At 32.8% G+C, this 16,310-nt stretch carries 20 protein-coding genes and 1 pseudogene; 12 read left to right on the forward strand and 9 right to left on the reverse strand.

The window, feature by feature from the left end; genetic code table 11:
• Genes thrB through mqnP form a run of 4 tightly spaced genes read right to left on the reverse strand, consistent with a single transcriptional unit; the run spans window position 1 to window position 2,852 of the window.
• Window positions 1–894, reverse strand: coding sequence for a homoserine kinase (thrB, locus tag LS72_RS01795; protein ID WP_034554434.1), 894 nt, complete (start codon window positions 892–894; stop codon window positions 1–3).
• Between the two features lie 10 nt (window positions 895–904).
• Complete coding sequence (locus LS72_RS01800) at window positions 905–1,450, reverse strand: DUF6115 domain-containing protein (RefSeq protein ID WP_034554432.1); 546 nt, start codon at window positions 1,448–1,450, stop codon at window positions 905–907.
• Between the two features lie 11 nt (window positions 1,451–1,461).
• Window positions 1,462–1,980, reverse strand: coding sequence for a hypothetical protein (locus LS72_RS01805; protein ID WP_034554430.1), 519 nt, complete (start codon window positions 1,978–1,980; stop codon window positions 1,462–1,464).
• Between the two features lie 5 nt (window positions 1,981–1,985).
• Window positions 1,986–2,852 (reverse strand): menaquinone biosynthesis prenyltransferase MqnP, encoded by an 867-nt coding sequence (gene mqnP / locus LS72_RS01810; protein WP_269149267.1) that lies wholly within the window; start codon window positions 2,850–2,852, stop codon window positions 1,986–1,988.
• Between the two features lie 310 nt (window positions 2,853–3,162).
• Here mqnP and aroQ point away from each other — a divergent pair, with 310 nt between their 5' ends.
• The 8 genes from aroQ to fliY are packed head-to-tail and all read left to right on the forward strand — an operon-like array spanning window position 3,163 to window position 9,534.
• Window positions 3,163–3,648 (forward strand): type II 3-dehydroquinate dehydratase, encoded by a 486-nt coding sequence (gene aroQ / locus LS72_RS01815; protein ID WP_034554602.1) that lies wholly within the window; start codon window positions 3,163–3,165, stop codon window positions 3,646–3,648.
• A 49-nt stretch (window positions 3,649–3,697) separates the two neighbouring features.
• Window positions 3,698–4,306: a 2-amino-4-hydroxy-6-hydroxymethyldihydropteridine diphosphokinase gene (folK, locus tag LS72_RS01820; protein ID WP_194145526.1), complete on the forward strand. Its 609-nt coding sequence runs from the start codon at window positions 3,698–3,700 to the stop codon at window positions 4,304–4,306.
• Window positions 4,303–5,685, forward strand: a complete 1,383-nt coding sequence (gene flhF / locus LS72_RS01825) for a flagellar biosynthesis protein FlhF (protein ID WP_034554601.1) — start codon at window positions 4,303–4,305, stop codon at window positions 5,683–5,685. Before folK ends, flhF begins: the two co-directional genes overlap by 4 nt.
• 2 nt (window positions 5,686–5,687) lie before the next feature.
• A complete protein-coding gene (locus LS72_RS01830) occupies window positions 5,688–6,545 on the forward strand; it encodes a P-loop NTPase (protein ID WP_034554600.1) in 858 nt (285 codons plus the stop codon).
• Between the two features lie 18 nt (window positions 6,546–6,563).
• Window positions 6,564–6,941 carry a hypothetical protein gene (locus tag LS72_RS01835; RefSeq protein ID WP_034554599.1) on the forward strand — a complete coding sequence of 126 codons (378 nt, stop codon included), beginning with the start codon at window positions 6,564–6,566 and terminating at the stop codon, window positions 6,939–6,941.
• The gene (fliA, locus tag LS72_RS01840; RefSeq protein ID WP_034554598.1) at window positions 6,925–7,632 is read left to right on the forward strand and encodes an RNA polymerase sigma factor FliA; all 708 of its coding nucleotides are present in this window, start codon (window positions 6,925–6,927) and stop codon (window positions 7,630–7,632) included. The genes LS72_RS01835 and fliA overlap by 17 nt, the downstream gene beginning before the upstream one ends.
• Complete coding sequence (gene fliM / locus LS72_RS01845; RefSeq protein ID WP_034554597.1) at window positions 7,625–8,686, forward strand: flagellar motor switch protein FliM; 1,062 nt, start codon at window positions 7,625–7,627, stop codon at window positions 8,684–8,686. The genes fliA and fliM overlap by 8 nt, the downstream gene beginning before the upstream one ends.
• 11 nt (window positions 8,687–8,697) lie before the next feature.
• Window positions 8,698–9,534: a flagellar motor switch protein FliY gene (fliY, locus tag LS72_RS01850; protein ID WP_034554596.1), complete on the forward strand. Its 837-nt coding sequence runs from the start codon at window positions 8,698–8,700 to the stop codon at window positions 9,532–9,534.
• A 176-nt stretch (window positions 9,535–9,710) separates the two neighbouring features.
• On the opposite strand, the pseudogene LS72_RS11635 reads toward fliY, so the two are convergent.
• A pseudogene (locus tag LS72_RS11635) lies at window positions 9,711–9,815 on the reverse strand (S24 family peptidase); the annotation flags it as partial.
• Window positions 9,816–9,986: 171 nt separating this feature from the next.
• On the opposite strand from LS72_RS11635, the gene LS72_RS01860 reads away from it, so the two are divergent.
• The 4 genes from LS72_RS01860 (at window position 9,987) to LS72_RS01875 (ending at window position 12,330) form a co-directional block, all read left to right on the forward strand.
• Window positions 9,987–10,646 carry a DUF4145 domain-containing protein gene (locus tag LS72_RS01860; RefSeq protein ID WP_202978611.1) on the forward strand — a complete coding sequence of 220 codons (660 nt, stop codon included), beginning with the start codon at window positions 9,987–9,989 and terminating at the stop codon, window positions 10,644–10,646.
• 361 nt (window positions 10,647–11,007) lie between these two features.
• The gene (locus LS72_RS11305; protein ID WP_238700669.1) at window positions 11,008–11,154 is read left to right on the forward strand and encodes a hypothetical protein; all 147 of its coding nucleotides are present in this window, start codon (window positions 11,008–11,010) and stop codon (window positions 11,152–11,154) included.
• 302 nt (window positions 11,155–11,456) lie between these two features.
• Window positions 11,457–11,891 (forward strand): hypothetical protein, encoded by a 435-nt coding sequence (locus LS72_RS01870; RefSeq protein WP_194145527.1) that lies wholly within the window; start codon window positions 11,457–11,459, stop codon window positions 11,889–11,891.
• On the forward strand, window positions 11,869–12,330 hold the full coding sequence (locus LS72_RS01875; protein WP_084590160.1) for a GDYXXLXY domain-containing protein: 462 nt from the start codon (window positions 11,869–11,871) through the stop codon (window positions 12,328–12,330). Before LS72_RS01870 ends, LS72_RS01875 begins: the two co-directional genes overlap by 23 nt.
• Window positions 12,331–12,505: 175 nt before the next feature.
• Here LS72_RS01875 and LS72_RS01880 read toward each other — a convergent pair whose 3' ends face one another.
• The 4 genes from LS72_RS01880 to LS72_RS01895 form a co-directional block, all read right to left on the reverse strand.
• A complete protein-coding gene (locus tag LS72_RS01880) occupies window positions 12,506–13,879 on the reverse strand; it encodes a sodium-dependent transporter (RefSeq protein ID WP_034554255.1) in 1,374 nt (457 codons plus the stop codon).
• A 364-nt stretch (window positions 13,880–14,243) separates the two neighbouring features.
• Complete coding sequence (locus LS72_RS01885; protein WP_052087309.1) at window positions 14,244–14,810, reverse strand: tetratricopeptide repeat protein; 567 nt, start codon at window positions 14,808–14,810, stop codon at window positions 14,244–14,246.
• A gap of 123 nt (window positions 14,811–14,933) precedes the next feature.
• Complete coding sequence (locus tag LS72_RS01890) at window positions 14,934–15,878, reverse strand: hypothetical protein (protein WP_034554257.1); 945 nt, start codon at window positions 15,876–15,878, stop codon at window positions 14,934–14,936.
• Window positions 15,879–16,072: 194 nt separating this feature from the next.
• Entirely contained in the window at window positions 16,073–16,303 is a 231-nt protein-coding gene (locus LS72_RS01895; protein WP_034554258.1) for a hypothetical protein, read from the reverse strand.
• Between the last annotated feature and the right edge of the window lie 7 nt (window positions 16,304–16,310).

Consider the following 16,310-nt stretch of genomic DNA (forward strand, 5'->3'; position numbering starts at 1 on the left):
CTAGAGCTTAAATTCATCATCAAAAACCATACCAAAATTATCAAATTCAAGACTTAAAACTCTTAATTTATAAAATTTAGAAGATAAAGCTTCATATAAATGCTTAGAATCCTCTGCATAACAAAGATTAAAAAAAGTCGATCCACTCCCTGATAAAGTACTCATAAGCGCACCATTAGTAAGTGCAGTTTTTTGCACATCAAATAAAATAGGGATTTGTCGCATTCTATAATATTGGTGTAATCTATCCATACTTGCTTCTTTTAGTAACTCCCACTTTTCCTCAAAAAAAGCGACACTTAAAAATGCAGAATGCGAAAGGTTAAAAAAGGCATCTCTTTGTAAATATTGTTTGGGTAATGTTTGACGCGATAAATGTGTAGAAATAGATTGGTTGGGAATAACCACAACAGCAGAAATACAATGGGGCAATTGTTTATTTAAAAAACGCACCTCTTTATTATGAATCATACAAGTATTAAACCCTCCCATACAAGCTGGAGTAATATTATCAGGATGCGTTTCATAATGCAAAGCTGCATTTAAAATCTTTTGCTTATCAAAAGCTTCACCAGCAACTTTAAAAGCTGCACTAAGCGCACCAATAATCACAGCAGAAGAGCTACCCAAACCCCTAGAAATAGGAATAGAGTTATTAAAAACAAATTTAAAAGGAGGCGTTTCACCTATGAGTTTTTTAAGCTGCTCATTAAAAATCCTAACAAAAGCATTATCTATACGCAATTTTGGATTCTTTGAACCCTCACCCAAAATCTGTATAGAAGTGAATTTAGAGGGTTTTAAACTAAAATAATTATAAAGCTTCAAAGCAAGCCCTAAACTATCAAACCCCGGTCCTAAATTAGCACTCGTTGCTGGAACACGTAATTGCATTAAATACCTTTTAATCCAAATTAGCAAATTTTAAGGTAAATTCCACCTCACCTTTGCCAATACGTAGCTCTTTAGCTATAGAATCTACACTCCAACCATCTTTAAACATAGAAATAATGCGTCCCTCATCGATATTACTAGGATTTGTTGGGGTATAAGCAAATTCCTTAATCCTATCTTCTAGTGTAAAAACCTTTCCCTCCACCTCCTCTTTATATTGTTTATATTCCTCATTTAATCTTTCTATTTGACTCCTTAAAGGCATTACTTGTGAATGCAAATTTGTATCAATAAGATTCTTCATTTCTAAACGGGTATCTTGATAAATTTGCTGCTTAATACTTTGCTTAAAACCCTCTAAATCACTCTCATAAGTTTTAAGCTTTTTTTGCAAACGATAAATCTCCTTATTTAAGTCCTCAATAGATTTCTCATAACGTTTAGATCTTTTAGTATTTTCTGCATCTTTTAGATAAAAATAAATAATTAATAAAGCAAAAACTAAACCAACCCCCACACCAATCCATAACAAAATATTCTCATTACCAATTATCATTAACATCAACCTTATTTATTAGACTTCATAAAGCGAATAAGTGCTCTTTCTTTAGAAGCTACATAGCTATCCCATTCCATTTCATCTCTTGTATGAATCTTCTCAATCCAAGCAAGATTATCACGTAATACAAAGTAAATAGGGACAATCCTTATAGGAAAAGTTGGAAGTTCAATCCTGCCATAATACAAAATATTCTCTGAAATTTTTGAATCTTTTAACACAAAGCAACTATGCCCTATAGTTGTTACTAAATCCGAATTTGCCAAAGGAATATAAGTCTTTTTATTCCCCTCTATCCTTTGTTCTAAAGATTCTATTTTTCTATAAATCTCAACTAGCAATTCTAAAATAATGGTATTCTCCCCCTCTAAATTCCCCTTTTTAGCACGCATTAAACGCAACCATTCCCCAATGGGGTCTTCATCACTTTGTGTGAGTTTATTAAATTCCATTACAAAAGACTCTGAATTATTATGAACCTCCTCATATTCAATCTTTAATAAAGTATCAATTAAACGACTTTTCATAACCTCTACCCTCTTATTACCAAATCTAAAATACAAAATCCAAAAAATATTACACCCAAATAACCATTAACACTAAAAAATGCTCGTGGAATATTATGAAAATTTTTCGCCACAAGGTATTGTTCATAAGCAAGAAACAAAGCAGCAATTACAAGCCCAACCCACATAAAAATTCCAAGTTTAGCCCAATAAATAAATAAAACCCAAAAAACAATAACTAGTATATGAAAAATTCTTGATAAATACAAGGTTCTCTCAATCCCTAAAAAACTTGGTATGGAATGCAATCCCTCCTTTTTATCGTGTTGAACATCTTGCAAGGAATACAATAAATCAAATCCAGCTACCCAAAACAAAACCCCCACACATAAAGGCAAAGACCATAATAAAACCTCTCCACTAACCGCCACTACTCCGGCAATAGGGGCTAAACCTAAACATAATCCAAGCACTAAATGTGCTAAAGATGAAACACGCTTCACCAAAGAATACCCCGCCAAAACCCCCAAAATAGGAAAAGAAAGATAGAAACAAAGAGGATTGATAAAAAAACTCACAAGAATAAAGATTAAAGCATTAATTCCAATAAAAACAATCATTGCCTTAACAGAAATTCTACCATCAACACTAGGGCGATTTTGTGTGCGTGGATTTGTCTTATCAAACCTTCTATCAACACAACGATTAAAAGCCATCGCAAAATTCCTAGCACTTAGGGTTGCAATCACCCCAAAGATTAATAACTTCCAACCAAACCATCCATTAGCAGCAACACACATCGCAATAAAAATAAAAGGCATAGAAAAAATACTATGCTCAAACATTACAAGTTCGCTAAAATCCTTAATCTTTACGCTAAAATCCTTAAACACTCCTAAATCTCCACACCAACAATCTAAAAATACTATATTTTAATGACTCCAACATAGTTTGAAGTTTGAAACTAAAAATTTTATAAAAATATTTTAGAAATATCTTGCATTGAAATATTTTCAAGAATCAATAAATAATCCACAATCCTTAAAAATATTAAAGAACCCAGAATTCTAACGCATTTTTTTAAAAAACTAAATTAAAGATAAAAGAGCATTTGGGATTCTTTTTAGAATATTTTGTTATAATCTTTTTAGAGTTTTACTTCATTTTATTTCAATTAAACACATAAACACAAAGGAAGCATCAATGAAAATTATGATAATCCAAGGTCCAAATCTCAATATGTTAGGTGTTAGAGATCCAAAAATTTATGGAAATATAACACTTCAAACCATTCACGAAAATATCCAAAAACACGCTGAACAAATGAATATCGAAGTGGATTTTTTTCAAAGCAATTTTGAAGGAGAAATTGTCGATAAAATCCAAGAATGCCTAGGACAATATAATGGTATCATCATTAATCCTGCAGCATATTCCCATACTTCTGTTGCTATCCGTGACGCCATTAGCTCGGTTAATCTACCAACTATTGAAGTGCATATTAGCAATATCTACACTAGAGAAGACTTTAGGCACAAAAGCATTACAGCGGCAGTATGTGCTGGGATGATCACTGGATTTGGTCCTATGAGTTATCATCTAGCACTCCAAGGTCTATCGCAAATCTTGGGGGAAATTCAAGCTATCCAACAAGCACAAGCACAAGCACAAACTATGCAACAAAATTAAATCTCAAAGATAATGTTAAAATTTATTGACTTTAGGATAATTAGGAAAAATGGAACAAAAATCTTTAAGAAAAAAGATACTCACCCAAAAATCATACTATGCAACAAAAACCTATAATATTAGGGAATATAAACCAAATTTTTTCTATATCACCCCAACACTTTTTAAGCCAAAATATCTTTTTAAAATCCGTAAAAAACTATCAAACTTTCTCACTCAAACTTCAAATCCTTATAATCTCTTTACCAACAAAGCCTTAAAATCCTACGCCATCTTAGGAATTGGTGGTAACAAAGGCAATGTTTTAGAGACTTTTTGGAAATTCTTTAACAAGCTAAAAAATAAAAATATTATAATTTATCATTCACCTTTTTTAAAGAATCCCGCTTTTGGATATACCCAACAAGCAGATTTTTATAATGGGATAGTTTGGGTAAAAACCAATCTTTGCCCCATTGATTTTTTTAGCTATTGTAGTTATTTAGAACGTATTTTTAAGCGGGATAGAAAAAGGATATTTAAAAATGCACCACGAACCCTAGATATAGATATTTTAGGCTTTAAAAATATGAAAATTACTTTCAAGGAACTGCACATTCCCCATAAAGAATGGGCTAAGAGAGAAAGTGTTTTAATTCCACTAAAAGGGTTTCAATGAAATTATTTACCTACAATGCAGAAACTTCCGCACTTGCCATTACACAGGCAAAAAAGGAATTAGGTGACGAATTTTCTATCATTTCTCAAAAAAAACTAGCTAATGGAAATTATGAAATCTCTGTTGCCATTAGTGAGGAGGAATTTAACAAAAATAAAGATAATCAAGACAATCAAGAATCCCCAATTAAAACTAATAATATCGCACAACGACTAGAGCTTATCGCACAAAAAGAATTAGAAAGAAAACGTTCTTTGCAAAATACACAATCCCCCCTCCCTGAAGAGGTATCCTTACAGCTCTCTGATGCAGTGCGTCAAATCTCCCAAATTGCTGGTGTTGCGACAAAAATGCCCCCCGCAAAATCCCCCTATCCACAAGAAGATAAACTAAAATCCAATATCCCAAAAGAAGAAACCCTAACAAAAGAACACAAAAAAAGCAAGGAATACAAACAAGGTTTAGGGGAGTTAAAAATTATCCAAAATGAAATTAACCGCTTAAATGACAAAATAAAGCTTATACAAAATATGTTTTGGGAAGAAAGAGGTCCTAAAAAAGAGGGATTAATCATTCCTCACGAATTTGCTGAAATTTATAGAATCGCTAAAGCAAGCGGAATGTTAAAAGAACATTTAGAAAAAATTATGCAATTAACACTGGAATTAATGCCTATTAAAATGCGTGAAAACTCCATACTCATCAAACGATATTTTAGGGAAGTTTTACGCAAAATGGTTTATGCAAGAACAGAAAATCTAAATAGCAATGCCAAAAACATTATGATGTTAGTAGGTCCAACAGGTGTGGGCAAAACAACCACTTTAGCAAAACTTGCAGCGCGTTATTCAAGGCTACTCAATAGACATTATAAAGTAGGAATTATCACATTAGATACCTATAGAATAGGTGCGGTCGATCAATTAATGTTTTATGCTAAAAAGATGAAATTAAGTATTGATACGGTGGTAGATACAGAAGAATTTATTAATGCTCTAGATTCTTTAAAATACTGCGATTATATTTTAATTGATACTGTAGGAAGCTCACAACACGATAGAGCTAAATTACAAGCCCTAAAAAGCTTTGTCAATGCAGACTCAAATTCTAAAGTAGATGTTAGCCTAGTGATGAGTGCAACAACAAAATATGAAGACTTAAAAGATATTTACCACACTTTTTCAACACTAGGGATTGATACACTAACCTTTACAAAACTTGATGAAACTAACAACTATGGCAATATTTTCTCCCTCATTTATGAAACCAAAAAACCAACAAACTATTTCTCAATCGGGCAAGAAGTTCCCAATGATATAAAAGTAGCAAGTAGCGATTTTTTAATTGATTGTTTGCTAGATGGCTTTATTAGGGCATAATGATGAAAAATCAAGCAGCAAACCTAGAAGATCTAGTAGCAAAAGAAAAAAAGTCTCATACAAACTTTGTCGCCATCACAAGTGGAAAAGGCGGAGTTGGCAAATCCACCTTTAGTGCAAATCTAGCCTATAAACTTTGGCAATTAGGTTTTAAAGTAGGGATTTTTGACGCAGATATTGGGCTTGCAAACTTAGATATTATCTTTGGTGTTCGCTGTGAGAAGAATCTCTTACATGTCTTAAAAAATCAAGCAAAGCTTAAAGATATTCTTATCCCTATAGAACACGATCTATATTTAATACCCGGAGATTCAGGAGCTGATATTTTTCGCTACAAAAGTGAATTTATGTTTGAAACTTTTATCGAAGATTCCACACTTTTAGACCATTTAGATTTTGTGCTTATTGATACAGGAGCAGGGATTGGGGAATACACACAAACCTTTTTACACAATAGCGATGATATTATTGTCTTAACCATTCCAGACCCAGCAGCTATCACGGATGCCTATGCGACTATCAAACTAGCAGCTAATTTTCAAAAAAGAATCTTTATGTTAATTAATATGGCAAAAAACCAAGAGGAATCTTTGAGTATTTTTGAAAAAATCCAAAAAATCGCAAAGCATAATATTCAAAATATCAATTTAGAACTGCTCGGCAAAATTACTAAAAATCCACTAATTAACCATTATAGTAAAAATCGTGGAATATTTGTAAAAGAAGAACCAAATTGCAATCCCTCCTTAGAAATTGAAGAAATCGCAAGATCTCTTGCTAAAAAAATGGAACGAAATGTGCTAGTGCAAGAAGATAAAAGATTTGGCAAATTCTTTAAAAGAATTTTAGGACATTTTTAATTTAGGAGCAAAATATCAATGACGCTAAGAATGGATAATTTTTTAAGCTTTGCTGTTGTCTCTGGATTTTTTATAGGGCTTTTATTATCCTTTATAAAATTTGATGAGCCAGAGATGATTATAGCAGGAACTTTAGTCTCTACAATCGGGTTTTATCTAATTTTCCTTTTAAGCGCATCTTTATGTGTAAAATTCTTTAACCAAGATCCAAAAATTACCCAAAAGCCCTCTTACAATCGTCTTTTAGAAGAATATATTGAGGAATTTGATAAACGTGAGAAAATCACCAACAAAATACGAAGCTTCTTAAGGACAATGGAAAAAACATTAAAAGAAGAAGACATTGATGATGCTCCAAAATCTAAGCAAAAGAATACCTATGCTAAAAACTTCTAATGGCTACCAAAGCACGATTAAACAAAATCAAGATAATTTAGCATTAGATTACCTCCCAGCCCTTAAAGCTCTTGCTTTTCGACTAAAAGAACGCTTACCTGCAAATGTGGAATTTTCTGACCTTATATCCATAGGCACTGAAGAGCTTATAAAACTTGCAAGAAAATACGACAAAAATATCAATGATTCCTTTTGGGGTTATGCAAGACCTAGAGTCTATGGTGCAATGCTTGATTACCTAAGAAGTCTTGATTATGTAGGAAGACATACAAGAAGCTTGATACGAAAAATCGATAAAGAAATAACAAAATACTACAATGACTACCAAGAAGAACCGGATAATACTTACTTAAGTAAAATATTAGGTGAAGAAGAAGAGAAAATCAAAGAAGCAAGAAATGCTAGTGAAATTTATGGGATTTTACCCCTTGATGAGCAATTAAGCGGACAACAAGAGGATAAAACTTATAACAAAATTGAAAAAGAAGAGCTTATAGAAATTATCCAAGAAATTTTAGAAAAAGCCTCCAAACAAGAGCAGCTCTTAATCCAACTCTACTATTATGAAGAACTAAATTTCAAAGAAATTAGCGAGATTTTAGAGCTTAGCGAATCTAGAGTCTCCCAAATCCATAGATCCATAGTTAGGAAGATTCGCCAACACCTTGAACAAAGGGGGATAAATGGCTGATATATTAAGTCAAGAAGAAATTGACGCCCTTTTAGAAGTCGTTGATGATGACGCAGATGAAACAGAGGAAACAATAGAGAAACCAACAATTTCTCACCAAAGACAAATTACACTTTATGATTTCAAACGTCCAAATCGTGTAAGCAAAGAACAGCTAAGAGCCTTTAGGGGAATTCACGACAAAATGGCAAGAGCACTCTCTAGCCAAATTTCTGCAATTATGCGCTCCATCGTTGAAATCCAGCTCCATAGTGTGGATCAAATGACTTATGGAGAATTTTTAATGAGCTTACCAAGCCCTACAAGTTTCAATGTCTTTTCTATGAAACCCCTTGATGGCACAGGAGTTTTAGAAATTAACCCTAGCATTGCATTTTCTATGATTGATAGGCTCTTAGGTGGCAAAGGAGACCCTTATGAATCCACGCGTGAGTTTAGCGATATTGAATTAAACTTACTAGATACAATTTTACGCCAAATGATGCAAACCCTAAAAGACGCTTGGGGACCCATAACAGAGATTTTTCCCACCGTAGATGTTAAAGAATCTAGCCCAAATGTCGTCCAAATTGTCGCACAAAATGAAATCGTTATTATGGTAGTAATGGAGATTATCATAGGACATAGTAGCGGGATGATGAACCTTTGCTATCCTGTAATATCCTTAGAATCCATCCTCTCGCGTCTTGCAAGTCGTGATATTATGTTAAGCGAAACAAGCTCTAAAAAATCCAGAAACAAAGAGCTCCAAGCCTTACTTGGTGGAGCTAAGGTAAATGTTACCGCAATGTTAGGGGAGACAAAGCTTATGGTAAAAGAAATTTTAGATTTAGAAGTGAATGATATTATTAGACTTGATAGACCAGCAGATGATACAGTAATTATCAATGTCGATGGTAGAGAGAAATTCCTAGCAAGTATTGGGTTACACCGCTACCGCAAAACTATTGAAATTAAAGAAATGATTAAAACAGAAAAAGATCAAGTTAAAGAAATCCTTGAAATGCTTGAAATACAACGCAAATCAAGAGCTAATGAAATAGAAGATGATTAAAAGGGGGGATTATGCTAAAAAACTTTTTAAAACTCATTATTCAAGAAAGTATCTCCACCTTTGAGGGATTATTAGGGCAAGCCCCCGATATTCATCATATAGAAACACAAGATGGCAAAAAAGATGATTTTAAGCCCCCTCTTGCAAAGATTAGTATCCAAACCCAAGATGCCTCTTTAGCCCTATTCATATCTGCCAAAGCAGGAACTGCCCTAGCAGATATGATGTTAGGGGGAGAGGGAGAATCCAAAGAAACAATGGAAGGCGATGATTTAGACGCGACAAAAGAAATCGCTTCAAATATCTTTGGGGCAATTTCTACTTCACTAAGCGGGCAAAAAGAGCTCCCTAAGTTAAGCTTCACCATTAATAATATAGAGTTTATCGCAGAGGGGGATTTAGGGCTTGATAATTACCAAGGATTCTATACTTTTGCATTAAATATAGGAAATATCCAAGATTATTTATATTTTGCACTCTCTCCCGCTTTTGAAAAACTTTTTAACCCTAATGAGCAATCCACTCCACAAGCTATCTCTAATGATAATAGCCATAATTCTGTTACTTTAAATAATACAGAGATGAAAAATATGAGTATGCTTCTTGATATAAGATTAGACATAAAAGTCCGAATAGGGAAGAAAAAAATGCTCTTAAAAGATGTTATCGCTATGGATATAGGAAGTGTTGTAGAGCTTAACCAACTAGCTAATGACCCTCTGGAAGTGCTAGTAGATGAGAAAGTTATCGCAAAAGGCGAAGTGGTAATTGTAGATGGAAACTTTGGTATCCAAATCACAGAAATTGCTCCCCAAAAAGATAGGATTGAGCAATTATTAACTAATTAAAATCCCTAGAAAATAATATATTTATACTATATAAGTGTATAAATCCTACTCTATCTATGTATTTTACGATGTTTATCGGTTATACACGATTTATACAAATTATACACTTTTAGAAAGAGAAAAAGGAAAAATTAAGAATAAAAGAGGTTTGAAATAAGAGAAAGTAATAAATTCTAGGGGTGTATCCCTAGTGCCTTTGCCACATCAATGGTTTTAATGCTTGTCTGTCCCTCACTAGCTAGAATATCTTTTAGCTTTTCTATGATTTCTTCCATATCCATATTAATACCTTTTATTCTTTCGTTTTAAAAGGATTTTAATATAAAAAAAGACTGAATATGAAATTTGATTTTGAAATGAAAGGAGTTTAATAAAAGAGACTTTTAGTAGAATATAATTATAATGTTTCATTTGAAAAAATAGTGCAAAAATTTGTCTCTCCATCTTTTAATTTGACAGCTTTTAATTGTCCCCATTGCGGTGCTTATTCTCAAATGAATTGGGAGTATTTGCATAATGGAATAGACTATTCTATTCATCTTGCAACATGTCAGGTTTGTTTTAATTATAATCTTTGGCGAAGATATGGATTCTCACAAAATGGTAAGGTACAATTGATGACAGAAATGCTCTATCCCAAATCATCTACTATTCCTCCAGCAGAGGATATGCCCGAATCTATTAAGACAATTTACAAGGAAGCTTCTAATGTTGTAGGGGATTCTCCTAGAGCAGCTTGTGCTTTGTTGCGTTTAGCCTTAGAGGAATTACTATCATATTTGAGAGATAATAAAGAATACAAAAGCCTTAAAGGTAAAAATATTAATGAGGATATTAAAGAACTTGTCAAGTTAGGACTTCCTACAAAAGTTCAAAAAGCCTTAGATATTGTGCGTATTACAGGAAATAATGCGGTGCATTCTACAAAAGAGATAGACATAAACGATAATCCAAAGATTGCCTATAAACTTTTTGAAATGTTAAATTTTATTGTGCAAGAGATGATAACACGTCCTAAGGAAATTGATAATCTTTTTGAGGATAATATGCCAAAGGGTGCAAAAGAAGCAATCAAGAAAAGGAATAAGGATTCTACTTCTAATCCCCAATAGGTTTGTGATGGCTTTAGTTATCTTGTATGGTAAATTAAGAGGTAAAGTTAATGGCAAGTTATTCCATTGTTTTAACAGGATTTCAATATAAAAAAGAATCAAAAATAGATTTTATTTTAAAGTGAGAGCTTAGAATTTAAAAAAGTTTTAAATATATTTTAAATGCTTTTTAAAAGGTAAGGACTATATCTTAAAGTTTGTTGATTTTTTTCATTTTATTTCAAAGTGCTTCGATTTAAAATGCAAAAATTTTGATTTAAAATGGCGTTTTATACATTATGGTATTTTTTATGCTAAGAGTTCAAGTGCTCAGCAAAGCTTTGGTATTTTAAGTGGGTTTGTTTTACTTGGGAATATTGCTTTGCTTTCACAAATTTATCATTTAGGCGATGATACGGCTTTGGCATTTTTAAGTGTTGGAATTGTGCTTTTAATCCTTGCTTTTTGTCTTAAATCCTTTGTTATTTATCTACAAGGATATATCTTTGCAGCTATTGGGTATTTTTAGATTATCAATTTGGTATTGATTTTGAAACCTTGAAGCTAAACTTGGCTAATTCATTGATATTACTAATTTTGCTGAGTTTTATTACCCAAAGTGGAATTTTTTTTAAGCTCTCACCCATTGAATCTAAGCTACTTGCCCTCCTTAATTTTCTATTACTAGAAAGTTATACTGCTAAATTTTGATTCATTTAGTGGAGTTTGGATTCCTTTGATGTTTTTGGGATTCCATTTTAAGCCCTATCAATTCTATGCTTATTTGTTTTTAGTCTTGAATTTAGTTTTTTTATGCTTAATCCTCCCCTTATGGATATATGGATTATTCTTGCTCTAGTCTTATTGGCTTTATTGGGTGTTGCTAATTTCTACTTTAGAAATTATTTTCTAGGCATTATTATGATTGGTATTTTAACTTGGTATGCACTTGTTGGTTATGTGGGGCTTGAATTTCTTGAAAATCCCCATTTTGCATTCTTAGCATTTTTATTTGCAAAGCCCTATTTGATTTTCTTGCTACTCTTAGGGATTCATTACATTAAGGAAAATTACAAAATTTTAGTAATCCTTATCTTAGTAGCAACCATTTTCTATACTTATATTGCATTAATTGAAAATTACATTATCACAAGTATAATATTCTTGCTCTTTGGAGTGGGATTACTTTATTATTCAAGGAGAATAAATGCCAAAAAATTTAAGATGAAATGGCTTTTTTTGCTTGTGTGTTGCAGTTTGCCTTAATTGGTACGATGTTTGCTTGGGCTTATGCCCCAATAGCCTTTGGTGTAGCTTCTACACCAAAGGCTATGATCCTAGAGATTTACTTACTGGAGATTTTGTGCGGTTAGATTATAGGGTAAAGTCTCCACAAAATTTTCGTTTAGGGGATTTTCAAAAAGGAGTCTTTGTATGCCTTAAAGAGGTAGAATCTGATCTCTTTATCTTTGAAGAGGTTTTACCTAAATTACCAAAAAATAGACTTTGTATCAAAACAAAACCCCCTCTATATTATAGAGACTTTATTCCTTTAGTGGAGATAGAGAGATACTTCGCCCCACCAAAAGAAGCACAAACAATTCAAGATTTACTTGCTAATCCCAACAATCAAGCTATTGTAACTTTAAAAATCTTTCAAGAAAAGGCAAGGATTGTGGATTTAAAGGTAATGAAATATAAATGATGGAAATTACTTGAATACTAAAACATTGGAGAGATTAAAATCTGCAAAGATAACCCTATAAGACAAACTCTAGCACAAGCACAAAAAGTGAAAAAAGCACTTAAAATATTTGGATTTAGGTTTATAGCACAAAGGGCTAAGGCTTATTTTGCGTAAGTAAAACTAATTGCTCCTTTTATACAAAAAAATCTTTTATCCCATAAATAAATATTATGACAATCACAATAGGCATAATAAATTTTACATAATAAAGCCAAAAGTTAATGACTTCTTGTGCATTGCTTCCATTACTAAGCTCTTTTTTAGCATCATTGCCTAAAACCCAACCTACAAAGATAGAAGAGGCTAGGGCTGTGAGGACAAAGAATATATTTCCGCTAATAAAGTCAAAAGAATCAAAAATATTTTTGTCTAAGAGGATGGTTATATCACTCCAAGCACCATAAGAGAGAATAGAGGGGATATTCCCTGCAATGAATGTTAGGATTAAAACACCACTTACTGCAATTTTCCTGTTTAAATGCAATTTTTCTTCAGCGGCTGTGATAAGCACTTCATAAAGCGTAATGGAGGTAGTAAAAGCAGCAAGAGTAAGAAGCACAAAGAAGCTAATAGCCACTAAAGCACCAAAAGGCATATGCGAAAATACGATAGGTAAAATTTCAAATACAAGTTTTGGACCCGAATTGGGCTCTAAACCAAAGCTAAAAAGTGAGGGAAATATCATAAATCCTGCTAAGAGGGCAATAATAGTATTTACAATACCTGTGCTAATAGCCGTTTTGATGAGGTTTTCTTGTTTGTTGATATAAGAAGAGAGCGTTATCATAACCCCAAAACCAAGCGAGAGAGCAAAAAACACTTGCCCTAAGACATTGATAAAAAGTTTTGCGTCTATTTTGCTAAAGTCTGGTGTGAGATAAAATGCGATACCCTCTGTGGCCCCAGGAAGTGTAACATTCCTAATGACAATACCAATGAGGCATAAAAAAAGCAAAGGCATAAGAAACTTCATCGCTTTTTCTATACCATTTGCAATACCCCTAATGAGGACAACCCAATTAAGTAGGATAAATACTATCGTATATAAAGTTACCATAAGGGGATTATGTTCGATATTTTGCGTATAAAAATTTTGGGTAATTTCTTTATCTATGGGTGTTGATAAATTGAGATTCCCACTTAGGATATTGACTATATAGGTAATAACCCAACCACCAAGCACCATATAATAGGCGATAATTCCAAAACAGCCAATTAACCCCATAAATCCTACAATCTTCCAATATTTTGAAAAAGCTTTGTTTTGATAGTGGGGGCTAAAGGCATCTACAGAGTTTCTATGCGCTCTCCTTCCAATAACATTTTCTACTAAAATCATAGGGATTCCAATAAGAAGCATTGCAAGGATAAAGACTAATACATAAGCTCCACCGCCATTTTCTCCGACAAGATAAGGGAATCTCCAAGTTGCACCAAAACCAATGGTTGCTCCCGCTGCTGTTAATATGTAAGTTAGGCTATTTGACCAAGTATGTCTTTTATCCATTGAAGTTCTACTCCTTAAGTATAAATTTTGGTAAGTTATAGCATTAAAGCTCCATTCCTTGTATTTTACCCTACCCCATCTTTAATAGCCTTTAGAAAATTTAATAAAGTTAAAGTGGTTTTTTAAACCTTTGCTTTTTTGTAGTTTGTAAATCTGTAAGCTTTTTATATCTGTTATGGGTTTTAACATAGCCTTTAAAGGCTATGTTCTGACCTTTTAATTTATTTAAAGTAAAATCCCCGCCATTTTTATTGTAAGCCTTTGAATGCTTTTTATATTTCTAGCTTTATTGTCCCTTTATCTTAATAATGTTCCCCTAATCAAATATAAGTTTGTATTAGGTCAAAAGATATAATAACAAAATTCATTTTTTATTGCTTGAATGACTTAATTGCTTTTGCACTCTCTCAAATTCTCTGCAACCTACGCTAGAGCCTAACGCACAACCTTTTTGGTAATACTTTAGGGCTTGTTTATAGTCTTGTTTGACTCCTTTCCCATTCTGATACAAAATACCTAGATTGACACAACTTTGACTTTCGTCCAAATCGCAACCCTTTTGGTAGTATTTTACAGCCTCCTTATAGCTTTGTTTAACCTTTTCTCCTTCTTCATATAAAAGAGCTAGATTGAAGCAACCCTCTTTGCTATCTAAATCGCAACCCTTTTGGTAATATTTTATAGCTTGTTTATAGTCTTGTTTGACTATTTTTCCCTCAAAATACAAAAAACCTACATTGAAGCAAGCTTGACCTTCATTCAAATTACAAGCATTTTCAAAATATCTAAAAGCTCTTTGAAAGTCTTTGTTTTGATGGGCTTCTAACCCCTTATAAAAAATATCACTTCCTCTATTGCCATAACTTTGCGTAAGGGCATAGCCTTGTGTAAGCACTAAAATAAGGAAAAACAATTTAAGAAATATTCTCATATCACTCCTTATTACTAAGAATTATAGGAATCGTTTTTATCTTATTTCTTATTAAAGCTTAATAAAAGTTTTTAAAGATACACTAAAACCTTTGGAATTTTGCTGATTTTTTTAAGCTTTAGCCTATGAGATTAGCAATATATTGTGCGAATTTTTCATTCCCTTTGGGGGGGTTAAGTGAATGAAGTCTGAAGACAAAGTTTCCTTGCAATCTCTTAATGCCTCATTACCATCATAAAGATTAAAATCTCTTGGAATTGCTTTAAAAGCCTCCATATTTCTTTTTATATCTGTATCCTCGCCGATATTGGTAAAATTATTTAATGTGTTAAGATGATTTTCTCTCTCCTCCTTACTCCACTCTTTTTTACAAGGAAGTAGCGGGTTTAAAATAGGGTAAAATCTGCCCCCATAGCTTCTAACCATTGCGTTAAATTGAGAGAGTCTCATTTGTAAAGCTTGTAATAGAACTTCATTATCATTTAATGGGGGATTCTCTCCTGCTTTTAAGAATTGATAACGCATAGGCACTACGCTTTGGGTTATATCCCTATAATCTTTTTCTAGCAAACCATTATAAAAGATTGAATGCTGCTCTAATAACATTCCGCAGCTTATTCTCCCTACTAAAATATCTACGCCAAAGAAAACGGCTACAACAATTTCAGGCTTTAGGGGATAGATTAAAGAAGTATATAGCAAAAACTGCTCATAAAGTGTAAAACCAGAGAAACCAAAGTTTAAGACGATTTTAGGATTTTTGTGTTTATTCTCTAGCTTTTGCAGCTTGAAAGCTAGAGTATCACTATCGTTTAAATAGTTTTCTTGAATTGTGCTTGGACCAAAAAGGGCTAAAATTGGCTTTTTCCTCTGCTTTAATCCTTTAAAATCCACAGGATTCCTAAAGAAAAAGTTTTTATCCTCTGCTGCTAAATTAATAGGTAGAGTAATGCCCTGATAATATATTAAGTTGCTATTTCTAGTCCCATATTTAAAGATTTTTGCAAAAATACTTAAATCCTTGCATTGAGTATTAATTGCCTTATATCTTTGAAAGCTTTTTTGCAAATCCGCTTTCTTTTCCTGTTTCTAGCCTTCTAAAATCTCTTTCCATACGAATGTTCCTTCTAGTAGGCTTGTAATAAATGTTTGGGTGTTGTATTTAGCTTGAATAAACTTTAAATATTTTCTATCATAGCTTTGTAGTGATAGGGTGCAAATGGTATCTTTGCTAATTCTGCCCCCCCCCCACAGATAATAGCTTATTTTGTATTTTTGCAGTAATTTCTGGTACCACTTATGGCTATCCAATACATATCAAAAACATTGCCGCTTAGGATTCTATCCTCTAAGTGTTGATAGGTGATAAATCGGTAATCGCTAAAATTAGTATCTAAAGAATCATCAACCACTAAACAATCACAACCCATACCCTCGCATAGTTCTAAAGCTGCCTTTCCACTCCAGCTAAAACCATAAATCAAAACTTTCAAAATTTAT

This window comes from Helicobacter apodemus (genome assembly GCF_000765745.2).
Classification (GTDB): domain Bacteria; phylum Campylobacterota; class Campylobacteria; order Campylobacterales; family Helicobacteraceae; genus Helicobacter_D; species Helicobacter_D apodemus.